8 protein-coding genes are annotated in these 11,181 nt (G+C 65.4%); 4 read left to right on the top strand and 4 right to left on the bottom strand.

Features of this window, described 5'->3' with window-relative positions; translation table 11 throughout:
* Positions 1 to 74: 74 nt before the first annotated feature.
* Genes cobG through cobJ form a run of 4 tightly spaced genes read left to right on the top strand, consistent with a single transcriptional unit; the run spans position 75 to position 4,450 of the window.
* The gene (gene cobG, locus ACIPW4_RS08150) at positions 75 to 1,406 is read left to right on the top strand and encodes a precorrin-3B synthase (RefSeq protein WP_400656555.1); all 1,332 of its coding nucleotides are present in this window, start codon (positions 75 to 77) and stop codon (positions 1,404 to 1,406) included.
* Positions 1,399 to 2,025, top strand: a complete 627-nt coding sequence (locus ACIPW4_RS08145; RefSeq protein WP_103445841.1) for a precorrin-8X methylmutase — start codon at positions 1,399 to 1,401, stop codon at positions 2,023 to 2,025. The genes cobG and ACIPW4_RS08145 overlap by 8 nt, the downstream gene beginning before the upstream one ends.
* Positions 2,025 to 2,756, top strand: a complete 732-nt coding sequence (locus ACIPW4_RS08140) for a precorrin-2 C(20)-methyltransferase (RefSeq protein ID WP_400656553.1) — start codon at positions 2,025 to 2,027, stop codon at positions 2,754 to 2,756. Before ACIPW4_RS08145 ends, ACIPW4_RS08140 begins: the two co-directional genes overlap by 1 nt.
* Positions 2,744 to 4,450: a precorrin-3B C(17)-methyltransferase gene (cobJ, locus tag ACIPW4_RS08135; protein ID WP_400656550.1), complete on the top strand. Its 1,707-nt coding sequence runs from the start codon at positions 2,744 to 2,746 to the stop codon at positions 4,448 to 4,450. The genes ACIPW4_RS08140 and cobJ overlap by 13 nt, the downstream gene beginning before the upstream one ends.
* A gap of 9 nt (positions 4,451 to 4,459) precedes the next feature.
* Here the strand turns inward: cobJ and ACIPW4_RS08130 are convergent, their stop codons facing one another.
* The 4 genes from ACIPW4_RS08130 to purH form a co-directional block, all read right to left on the bottom strand.
* Complete coding sequence (locus tag ACIPW4_RS08130; RefSeq protein ID WP_400656548.1) at positions 4,460 to 5,056, bottom strand: MarC family protein; 597 nt, start codon at positions 5,054 to 5,056, stop codon at positions 4,460 to 4,462.
* 41 nt (positions 5,057 to 5,097) lie between these two features.
* Entirely contained in the window at positions 5,098 to 7,869 is a 2,772-nt protein-coding gene (locus tag ACIPW4_RS08125; protein WP_400656547.1) for a response regulator, read from the bottom strand.
* A gap of 145 nt (positions 7,870 to 8,014) precedes the next feature.
* Entirely contained in the window at positions 8,015 to 9,307 is a 1,293-nt protein-coding gene (gene purD / locus ACIPW4_RS08120; RefSeq protein WP_400656544.1) for a phosphoribosylamine--glycine ligase, read from the bottom strand.
* Positions 9,308 to 9,493: 186 nt separating this feature from the next.
* Positions 9,494 to 11,101 (bottom strand): bifunctional phosphoribosylaminoimidazolecarboxamide formyltransferase/IMP cyclohydrolase, encoded by a 1,608-nt coding sequence (gene purH / locus ACIPW4_RS08115; RefSeq protein WP_400656542.1) that lies wholly within the window; start codon positions 11,099 to 11,101, stop codon positions 9,494 to 9,496.
* Positions 11,102 to 11,181 lie beyond the last annotated feature (80 nt).

Below are 11,181 nucleotides of genomic sequence, written 5' to 3'. Positions count from 1 at the left end.
CCACCGGCTTTTCATGCCGCCGGACAAAGCAGGCATAATACCGCGCCTTCTACACTCAAGCGCATTTTCAGCGATTGCCGGACGCCCCTTTGACGCCAGCCAACACGCCCTTTGCATCACCCCGTCCCTCGGCCTGCCCGGGGTTGTGGCGCATCGTCAGCGCCCGTGACGGTGGCATCTGCCGCATCAAGCTGCCCGGCGGCCTGCTGCTGGCCGACCAGGCAGACGCGGTGGCGGCGGCAGCCGAGCGTTTCGCGGGCGGGGTGATCGAGGCCACCAACCGCGGCAATCTGCAGATCCGCGGTATCGGCAGCGATCATGCCGGGCTGGTCGCAAGCCTGCTGGCCGCAGGCCTCGGTCCCCGTGACGCGGCCAGCGACGACGTGCGCAACCTGATGCTCAGCCCCCTTGCCGGGCATGACCCGGCAATGCTGCTGGATGTGCGTCCGCTGGCGGGGCAGATCCTCGACCTGCTGCAAGGTACGCCGCGCTTCCATCAGTTGTCGGCCAAGTTCGCCGTGCAACTCGATGGGGGTGAAGGCGTGGCGATGCTCGATCACCCTCACGACCTGTGGCTCTCGGCACTGCGCCTGGAGCAACGCGATTGGCTGGCTTTCGGCCTCGCCAGTTGCCCGGCTGAGGGCCCGGTACTGGGTGCGGTGCCGCTGGAGCAGGGGCTGGCGCTGGTGCGCGCGGTGCTCGACCGTTTCCTCGACCTGGCCAGCCCGGAACAGTCGCGCATGCGCCAGCTGCTGCAAGGTACCCCGATCGATGCCTTCATCGACGGACTCGGCTTGCCAGTGCGCCGCGATACGGCCGTGCTCCAGTGGCAGCGCGAAGTCGCGCAAAGCCCATGGCTGGGTGCCGTGACACAGCAGCACGGCATCGCGCTGGGCGTCGCGCCGCCGTTGGGCCGCCTGTCACCGACCATGTTGCGCGGCGCTGCCCGGGTGGCCCGCCAATGGGGCGACGGCAGCCTGCGCCTGAGCCCATGGCAAAGCCTGATGCTGACCAATATCGCCGCTGCCGGCCTCGAACAGGCCCGTGTCGAGCTAGCGGCGCTGGGCCTGCTGTGCCAGGCCGATGAGCCCTTGGCGCGACTGGTCGCCTGCACCGGTAGCAGTGGCTGCGCCAAGGCCCTGGCCGAGACCAAGGCCGATGCCGTCGAGCTGGCGGCGCTGCTGGGCAGTGGCGCACCTGCCAGCGTGCACCTCTCCGGCTGCCCGCGCTCCTGTGCCGTGGCCCATGTTGCCCCGGCCACCTTGCTGGCCCGTTCAGCGGGCCGCTATGACCTCTATCTGCGTGACGCGCACCTGCCGGGCCTGGGCGCCCTGCGTGCCACCGACCTTACCTTGAATGAAGCAGGCGCCATGCTCGCCCTGCCGACGGAGCACCATGATGATTGACTATATCCGCGATGGTCAGGAGATCTATCGCAATTCCTTCCGGATCATCCGCGAGGAAGCCCGGCTCGAGCGGATTCCCGCAGACCTGGAAAAGCTCGCTGTCCGCGTGATTCATGCCTGCGGCATGGTCGATGCGATCGACGGCCTGCAGTTCTCCGAAGGTGCCGGCCGTGCCGGTCGTGAAGCCCTGGCCAACGGCGCGCCGATCCTCTGCGATGCGCACATGGTTGCCGAAGGCATCACCCGCGCGCGCCTGCCCGCCAACAACCCGGTGATCTGCACTCTGCGCGACCCGAGCGTGCCAGGCCTGGCCAAGGACGCCGGCAACACCCGCTCCGCCGTGGCCCTGGAACTGTGGCGCCCGCACCTCGAAGGCAGCGTGGTGGTGATCGGCAATGCCCCGACCGCGCTGTTCTACCTGCTGGAGATGATCGATGCCGGTGCACCAAAGCCCGCGCTGATCCTCGGCTTCCCGGTCGGCTTCGTCGGCGCTGCCGAGTCCAAGGCGATGCTTGCCGCCGACAGTCGCGGCGTACCGTTCGTGATCATGCAGGGCCGCCTGGGCGGCAGCGCGATGGCCGCTGCCGCGGTCAACGCCCTGGCCACGGAGGTGGAATAATGACGCCGCGCGGACGTCTGCTTGGCCTGGGCGTTGGCCCCGGCGACCCTGAACTGATCACCGTCAAGGCGCTGCGCCTGCTGCGCGAGTCGCCAGTGGTGGCGTACTTCGTGGCCAAGGGCAAGCGCGGCAACGCCTTCGGCATCATCGAGGCGCACCTGCAAGCCGAGCAGACCTTGCTGCCGTTGGTGTACCCGGTGACCACCGAGGCACTGCCCGCGCCATTGTCCTACGAGCAGGTGATCAGCGATTTCTACGATGAAGCGGCCGTGCAGGTAGCCGAGCACCTGGATGCCGGTCGCGATGTGGCCGTGATCTGCGAGGGTGATCCGTTCTTCTACGGCTCCTACATGTACCTGCACGATCGCCTCGCCCAGCAGCATGAAGCCGAAGTGGTCCCGGGCGTGTGCTCGATGCTCGGTGGCGCTTCGGTACTGGGCGCGCCTTTGGTGTATCGCAATCAGAGCCTGTCGGTGCTGTCAGGCGTGCTGCCTGCCGAAGAACTCAAGCGCCGTCTGGCTGATGCCGATGCGGCGGTGATCATGAAACTGGGCCGCAACTTCCCCAAGGTGCGCCAGGTGCTGGGCGAGCTGGGGCTGGACGGGCGTGCGCTGTATGTCGAGCGGGCGACGATGGCCAACCAGAAGATCGTGCCGCTGGATAAGGTAGACCCGCAGTCCTCGCCGTACTTCTCGTTGATTATCGTGCCGGGGGAAAAATGGCAGGGCTGAACAAGAACCCGGCGCCGGCCATCGTCATTCTCGGTGCCGGTAGCCTGGCGACGGCGCAGCGCATCCAGCAGCGCTACCCACAGGCGACCATTCATGGCCTGCGTGGCCGGGTAGAGGGCGCCGATCAGTATTACGACGGCTTCGGTGAGACCCTGCGCAGGCTGTACCAGCAGGCCACCCCGATCATCGCGCTCTGCGCCGCCGGCATCGTCATCCGCAGCCTCGCCAGCCTGCTCGATGAGAAAGGTGCCGAGCCGCCGGTGCTGGCTGTGGCCGAGGACGGTAGCGCGGTGGTGCCGCTGTTGGGTGGCCTGAGTGGGGTCAACGTCATGGCGCGTGAACTCGGGGAGGCGCTGGGTGTGGCGGCAGCGATCACCACCAGTGGCGAGTTGCGCTTCGGCACCTGCCTGCTCAACCCGCCGGAAGGTTATGCCCTGGCGGACCTGGAGCAGGGCAAACGCTTTGTCTCTGACCTGCTGGCCGGCGAGCGCGTGCGCATCGAGGGTGACGCACCCTGGCTCGCGCAGGCACAACTGCCAGCCAGTGACACGGCCCAGCGCACCATCCATGTGGGTTGTGACGCGCGCGTGGCCAGCCGTGACGAGCTGCTGATCCACCCGCGTTCAGTGGTGGTGGCGCTCGTGGCAGGTGGCCCCTATCTGGCCGAACAGGTGCGTGGTGCTTTGCGTGAGGCTGGCATTGCCGAGCCCTCGCTGGCTTGCCTGCTGGTCGCCGAGCAGGCGATGGCCGAGCCTTCCTTGCACGAGGCCGCAGCAGAACTGGGCGTCGTGCTGCGCTTCGCGGCAATGGACGGCACGCTGGCCAGCATGGCGGCGCAAGCGTTGCCCGAAGCTCGCCTGATTGAGCAGTCGGGCCTGGTCATTGCATTGGCCCCACTGCCGGTCGACACGGCCCGCCTGGGGCGCAAGCGTGGTCGTCTGGCGGTGATCGGCCTGGGCCCTGGTGCGGCCGAGCTGATGGTGCCGGCGGTGAAAACCGAGCTGGCGCGTGCCGAAGACATCCTCGGCTACGAGACCTACGTGCGCATGGCCGGGCCGTTCCGTGACGATCAGGTGCAACATTGCACCGACAACCGCGAAGAGATGCAGCGTGCTCGCCATGCGTTCGAGCTGGCCGCCCAAGGGCGCTCGGTGGTGGTGGTGTCGTCCGGGGACCCCGGTGTGTTCGCCATGGCCGCCGCCGTGCTGGAAGCCCTGCATGCCTCCACCGACCCAGCCTGGCATCGGGTCGACCTGGAGATCCTGCCAGGCGTCTCGGCTTCGCTGGCGACTGCCGCTCAGGCCGGTGCGCCGCTGGGGCATGACTTCTGCGTGATGTCGCTGTCGGACAACCTCAAGCCCTGGTCGATCATCGAGAAACGCCTGGACCTGGCGGCCCAGGCCGACCTGGTGTTGGCGTTCTACAACCCGATCTCCAGGTCCCGGCCACACCAGCTTGGTGTGGCGCTGGAGGTCGTGCGCCGGCACCGCGACGGGCAGACGCCTGTCGTGCTGGGCCGTGATATCGGCAGGCCCGGGCAGACACTCAGCACTGTGACGCTCGCCGAGCTGACGCCGGCGATGGTCGACATGCGCACCATGGTGCTGGTCGGCTCGTCCACCACCTGCACCTTTGCCCGCGCCGATGGCGGGCAATGGGCCTACACCCCGCGCTGGTACCCAGCCGCGCCGTGAGCCGGAGGGCTAGCCGACAAGGTAGCCCCTGATACCGGTGAAGATGATCTGCGCCGCCAAGGCGCAGACAAAAAGCCCCATCAAACGGCTGACAATCTGCAGGCCCTGATCGCCGAGCAGTTTTTCGATGCCATGCGAGAGGTACAGCACCAGGCCCACGGTGAAGCTGGCCAAGGCAATGCCGACGATGGCCAGCAGCTTGTCGTCCCAGTGCGGTTGGCCCACGCCCATTACCAGCAAGGCACCGATGGTGCCGGGGCCGACCGTAAGCGGAATGGTCAGCGGCACGATGGTCACATCCTGCTGCACGTTGTCGGCCTGCACCGCCGGTTTGCCTTGGGCCATGCCCAGCGCAGAGATGAACAGCACGCTGCCGGCACCGATGCGGAAGGCGTCGGCGGTGATGCCGAAAATGCCGAAGATCACCCGCCCGAACTGATAGAGCAGCACGCTGGCCACCAGTGCGGCGAATGCCACCTTCCAGGCCAGTTGCTTGCGTTCCTTGCTGGAGTGGCCGCGGGTCAGGCTGATGAAGCATGACAGCACGAAGAACGGGCTATAGAGCACCAGCATCTTGAGGTAGACACTGAACAACTCGTGGAGCATGGGATGATCCTTGAGGGATGAGGCCGGCGCGATCGGCTTGGCTATGAAGTATGTGCCGGATCAGCCTTGGCTTCGCGCTGATTGGCCCAGTACTGGATCAGTTCGCGCAATTGCGACAGCTCTACCGGCTTGGCCATGTGCCCGTCCATGCCGGCCAGCCGCGCGCGCTCCTTGTGCTCTGCGAGTATATGCGCGGTGAGCGCCACCACTGGAGTTCGCTGGCGCTGGTGGGTGGTTTCCCAGGCACGCAGCTGCTGGGTCGCAGAGAAACCGTCCAGCACCGGCATTTCGCAATCCATCAGCACCAGGTCATAACGTTGTGCCTTCATCGCCTGCAAGGCCTCCTCGCCGTTGCTGGCGGTATCGGGCTCCAGGTTGAGCTTGCCGAGCATGCCGCGGATGACCTTGGTCGAGATGCTGTTGTCTTCGGCCACCAGCACACGGAAGTCGCTCGGCAATTCTAGAATGGCCTGCGCACCGGGCAGTGGTGCCGGGATGGCCTGCTCGCGACCGCGTTGGGCCAGTTCTTCGGCCAGGGTGGTCTTGAGTGTGTAACCGGCAACCGGCTTGGCGAGGATGCGCTTGACCCCGGCATTGCGCGCGATGACCTTGCTGGGCGCATTGCTGATGCCGGTGAGCATCACCACCAGGATGTCGTGGTTCAGGCTCGGGTCTTCCTTGATCTTGGCTGCCAGCTGCATGCCGGTCATGCCGGGCATGTTCTGGTCCAGCAGCACCGCGTCGAAGTAGTCGCGCAGGTGCGCTTTGGTTCGCAGCAGGGCCAGCGCTTCCTTGCCGGACGGCACCGCGCTGACATTCATGCCCCAGGCGCTGCACTGCTGCACCAGTACCTTGCGACAGGTGTCGTTGTCGTCCACCACCAGCACCCGGGCGTCGCGCAATGGGCCATCGAGGTCCGCCGGCGGTTGTTCCAGGCGTGACGGGTCGAGCGGCAAGGTCAGCCACAGGGTGTTGCCCATGCTGGTACTGCTCTTGATGCCGAATTCGCCTTGCATCAGGCCAATCAGTTGCTTGGCGATGACCAGCCCGAGGTGGCCGCCGAGCTTGTTGCTGGAGAGGAAGTGGTGACTGTGCAGTTCGGCTTGCAGCAGGGCTTCACGCTCGGCAGCTGGCAGCGGCTCGCCACTGTCCTGTACGGCGATGCGCAGACGCGGGATTTCGCCACGCTGGTCCAGTGCCACCACCAGCAGGATCTCGCCCTGGGAAGTGTTCTTCAGGGCATTTTCCAGCAGGCTCGAGAGCGCCTGGCGCAGGCGCGTGGGGTCACCGCTGATCACCCGCGGCACCTGCGGCTGGGTGAAGCTGATCAGTTCGATGTTCTGCTGCTCGGCCTTGGCGCGGAAGATGTTCAGGCAGTCTTCGATCAGGGCGTTGAGGTCGAACTGCACATCATCCAGCTCGATCTGCCGCGATTCGAGCTTGGAAATGTCGAGGATCTCGTTGATCAGCGTCAGCAGCTCGTTACCGGCGCTGTGGATGGTCTGCACATAGTCGCGCTGCTTGACCGACAGCGGTGTGCCGAGCAGCAGTTCGGTCATGCCCAGCACGCCGTTCATGGGGGTGCGGATTTCGTGGCTGATCTTCGCCAGGAACTCCGCCTTGGCGTTGATTTCGGCATCGCTGGCCGCCAACGCACGGCTGGCGCTGAAACGTTCTTCGTTCATGCGCCGCAAGCGTTCGCTGACCGCCAGGTTGAGCAGCAGGCCACTGGCCACGGTCATGCCCAGGAGGATGCACAGCAGCCACGGCGTCGAGGTACGGGTCAGCCCGAGCAGGGCGGGCAGCAACACCAGGCCGCCGAGGTTGAACACCAGCATGGCGATGCTGAACAGCCGAGCGGGAGCATAGCCCTTGTACCAGTGGTAACTGCTGGCCAGCAGCATGGTCACACTGCCGATGGCCAGCAGGGCATAGGTCATCAGGTTGAGCGGCAGGGTATCGACGAACAGCAGGATCAACCCGCTGACCGCGGCGACCAGCATTTCGCCCTGCAGCAGGCGGTTGAGCCGCGGCGAGTTGCAGGGTGAGAAGAAGTGCTGGGTAAAGTACAGCCCCGACAACCCGGCCAGCACCAGGGTCAGGTAGGCGGCCGGGGTCTGCGCGCTGTGCCACAGGTGCCACCACGGGCCGCTGAGGTTGAGCAGGATCAGGCCGCTGAGCATCATCAGCCCGTGGTACAGGGCGAGGTACAGCGTGGTGCTGGAGCGGGTGTAGAGGAAGCGGATAAGGTTGTGCAGGATGAGCATCACCAGGCCGCCGAACAGCATGCCGAACAGTAGGGGCTGGCTGTGGTCGGACGCGGCTACCGCTGCGGGTTCCAGGCTGATGGCCGGGCGCAGTTGGTGTTCCGAGACCAGGCGCAGGTAGATGTCCAGCGCATGCTGGCTGTTGGGCAAGGGTAATACATGGTCACTGCCGCGCAGGGTGGGGCTGGCGTTGCCGGCCTGGCGCCCATGGTGCAGCTGGCGCAGTAGCCTGTCGCCATCCAGGGCGTAGAGATCGAGACGGGACAGGTCGGGAGCGAACACCCGCAGCAGCTGCTCCTGGTCGCCCGGCTCCAGGCGATAGTGCAACCACAGCGCTTGTTCGGCCGGTGCGGCGTCGAGCTCGCCGAGGGTGGTCGGGCTGAACTGGCTGCGATAGCGATCGGAGCGCACGTCGCTCAATTGCAGGTTGGCCTGTTCATCGAGCAGAAGGGACCAGCCTGCGCCCTGTTCGGCCGAAGCCGGGAGCAGGCAGAGCATGGTCAGCAAGCTGACGATCAGAGCTGTGGCAATCCGAAGCCGACGCACTACGAGATCCCTTCCTAGCCGATGTGCCAGATGCTAACTATGCGCGGCGCGCCAAGTCGAAGGCAAGGCCCCCAGGGGGCCCTGTCGACGAGCCGGAGGCCGCAGGCACGAGGCCCAGCGGCACGCTGCGGCAAACCGGTACAACTTACTGCTGCTCACCGCGCTCGCGGGCGATGGCCCGGTAGCCGATGTCGGTGCGATAGAAGCTGCCGTTCCAGCTCACTTCCTTGGCCACGCGATACGCCTGTTGCTGGGCGTCGGCAACGCTCGCACCCATGGCGGTGGCGCACAGCACGCGGCCGCCGTTGGTGACCACCTGGCCGTCTTTCAGCGAAGTACCGGCATGGAACACCTTGCCTTCGACCTTGGCCGCAGCCTCCAGGCCGTTGATCACGTCGCCCTTGGCGTAGTCGCCCGGGTAACCGCCGGCAGCCAGTACCACGCCCAGGCTCGGGCGCGGGTCCCACTGGGCTTCGACCTTGTCCAGGGCCTTGGCGAAGGCGGCTTCGATCAGCAGCACCAGGCTCGACTCCAGGCGCAGCATGACGGGCTGGGTCTCAGGGTCGCCGAAGCGGCAGTTGAACTCGATGACCTTGGGGTTGCCCGCCTTGTCGATCATCAGGCCTGCGTACAGGAAGCCCGTGTAGACGTTGCCTTCTTCGGCCATGCCACGCACGGTCGGCCAGATCACCTGGTCCATCACGCGCTGATGAACGTCCGGAGTTACCACCGGGGCAGGCGAGTAGGCGCCCATGCCGCCGGTGTTCGGGCCGGTGTCCTGGTCGCCGACGCGCTTGTGGTCCTGGCTGGTCGCCATTGGCAGCACGTTGTGGCCGTCGACCATGACGATGAAGCTGGCCTCCTCGCCGTCGAGGAATTCCTCGATGACCACACGCGAACCGGCTTCGCCGAAGGCATTGCCGGCCAGCATGTCACGCACGGCGGCTTCGGCTTCTTCCAGGGTCATGGCGACGATCACGCCTTTGCCCGCAGCCAGGCCGTCGGCCTTGATCACGATCGGTGCGCCTTTTTCCTGCAGGTAGGCGAGGGCCGGCTCGATCTCGGTGAAGTTCTGGTAGTCGGCGGTCGGGATCTTGTGGCGCGCCAGGAAGTCCTTGGTGAAGGCCTTGGAACCCTCCAGCTGGGCTGCGCCCTTGGTCGGGCCGAAGCAATCCAGGCCACGGCTGCGGAACAGGTCGACCACGCCGATCACCAGTGGCGCTTCCGGGCCAACGATGGTCAGGTCGACGTTCTTCTCGGCGAAGTCGGCCAGTTGCTCCAGCGCGCAGACGTCGATGGCGACGTTCTCGCACTTGGCTTCAATGGCGGTGCCGGCGTTGCCCGGGGCAACGAAGACTTTTTCAACGCGTGGGTCCTGGGCGACTTTCCAGGCCAGGGCGTGCTCACGGCCGCCGCTGCCGATGATCAAAACTTTCATGTCAAAACCTCGAATTCTGTTTGGCGCCGATTCTGGCTCTTGTGTGGGAGCGGCCTTGCGTCGCGAAAGGGCCGCAAAGCGGCCCCGGCAGTTTCTGCTGCGAAGCTGAAATCCGAGGCTGCTTTGCAGCCCTTTCGCGACGCAAGGCCGCTCCCACAAAAAGGCCGGGATCGGCCTGACATCTGATTAGTGGCGGAAGTGGCGCATGCCAGTAAAGACCATCGCGATGCCGGCTTCATCAGCGGCAGCGATCACCTCGGCATCACGCATCGAACCACCCGGCTGGATCACGGCGCTGATACCCACTTTAGCCGCATTGTCGATGCCGTCACGGAACGGGAAGAACGCGTCCGAAGCCATGACCGCACCCTGTACCTGCAAGCCGGCATGTTCGGCTTTGATGGCAGCGATGCGGGCGGAGTTGACGCGGCTCATCTGGCCTGCGCCGACGCCGATGGTCTGGCGCTGCTTGGCGTAGACGATGGCGTTGGACTTGACGAACTTGGCCACTTTCCAGGCAAACACCAGGTCGTGGACCTCTTGCTCGGTCGGCGCACGCTTGGTGACGATTTTCAGGTCATCGGCGGTGATCATGCCGATATCACGGCTCTGTACCAGCAGGCCACCGTTGACACGCTTGAAGTCCCAACCGGCAGCGCGCTCGGCTGGCCACTCGCCACATTCCAGCAGACGCACGTTCTGCTTGGCTGCCACCACGTCGCGGGCAGCCTGGGAGATTTTTGGCGCGATGATCACTTCGACGAACTGACGGTCGACGATGGCCTGGGCGGTATCGCCGTCCAGCTCGCGGTTGAAGGCGATGATGCCGCCGAACGCCGACTCGGTGTCGGTGGCATAGGCCAGGTCGTAGGCCTTGCGGATGCCGCCTTCGTCTTCAGGTACGACGGCAACGCCGCACGGGTTGGCGTGCTTGACGATAACGCAGGCTGGCTTGACGAAGCTCTTCACGCACTCCAGCGCGGCGTCGGTGTCGGCCACGTTATTGAACGACAGTTCCTTGCCCTGCAGCTGGACAGCAGTGGAAATGCTGGCTTCGCCTTTTTTCGCTTCAACGTAGAACGCCGCGCTCTGGTGCGGGTTCTCGCCGTAGCGCATTTCCTGGGCCTTGACGAACTGGCTGTTGAAGGTACGCGGGAATTCGCTGCGCGCTTCCGTGCTCAGGGTTTCTTTGGCCTGGTCGATGGTGCCCATGTAGTTGGCGATCATGCCGTCATAGGCGGCCGTGTGCTCGAACGCCTTGAGCATCAGGTCGAAGCGCTGGGCGTAGGTCAGGCCGCCGGCCTTCAGGCCTTCCAGCACGCCGGCGTAGTCGCTGGCGTTGACCACGATGGCGACATCCTTGTGGTTCTTGGCAGCCGAACGGACCATGGTCGGGCCGCCGATGTCGATGTTCTCGATGGCGGTCGGCAGGTCACAGCCTGGCTTGGAAATGGTGGCTTCGAACGGGTACAGGTTGACGGCGACCAGGTCGATCGGCTTGATGCCGTGCTCGTTCATGATGGCGTCGTCGGTGCCGCGGCGGCCGAGGATGCCACCGTGGATCTTCGGGTGCAGGGTCTTGACCCGGCCATCCATCATTTCGGCGAAGCCAGTGTAGTCGGCCACTTCCACCGCGTTCACACCGTTGTCCTTGAGCAGCTTGTAGGTGCCGCCGGTGGACAGGATCTCGACACCGAGCTGTTGCAGCTCACGGGCGAATTCGAGGATACCGGTCTTGTCGGAGACGCTGATCAGGGCGCGGCGGACTGGCAGGCGGGTAGTCTGGTCGGTCATTTCGGATTCCAATAACGCGGTGGAGTCAGCAAAAAAGGCGTCTCTTCACAGAGGCCGCCTTTTCTGATCGGGATTCTGGC

Origin of the sequence: Pseudomonas sp. NPDC089996, assembly GCF_044748405.1 — a bacterium.
In the GTDB taxonomy this organism is placed as follows: Bacteria; Pseudomonadota; Gammaproteobacteria; order Pseudomonadales; family Pseudomonadaceae; genus Aquipseudomonas.
Note: the sequence above shows the minus strand (reverse complement) of the source record. Positions and strands in the feature narration are given on the sequence as shown.

Coding starts and splice junctions, on each gene's coding strand:
- ACIPW4_RS08145 (WP_103445841.1), top strand. CDS start 1,399: ATGATTGACTATATCCGCGATGGTCAGGAGATCTATCGCAATTCCTTC.
- ACIPW4_RS08140 (WP_400656553.1), top strand. CDS start 2,025: ATGACGCCGCGCGGACGTCTGCTTGGCCTGGGCGTTGGCCCCGGCGAC.
- cobJ (WP_400656550.1), top strand. CDS start 2,744: ATGGCAGGGCTGAACAAGAACCCGGCGCCGGCCATCGTCATTCTCGGT.
- ACIPW4_RS08130 (WP_400656548.1), bottom strand. CDS start 5,056: ATGCTCCACGAGTTGTTCAGTGTCTACCTCAAGATGCTGGTGCTCTAT.
- purD (WP_400656544.1), bottom strand. CDS start 9,307: ATGAAAGTTTTGATCATCGGCAGCGGCGGCCGTGAGCACGCCCTGGCC.
- purH (WP_400656542.1), bottom strand. CDS start 11,101: ATGACCGACCAGACTACCCGCCTGCCAGTCCGCCGCGCCCTGATCAGC.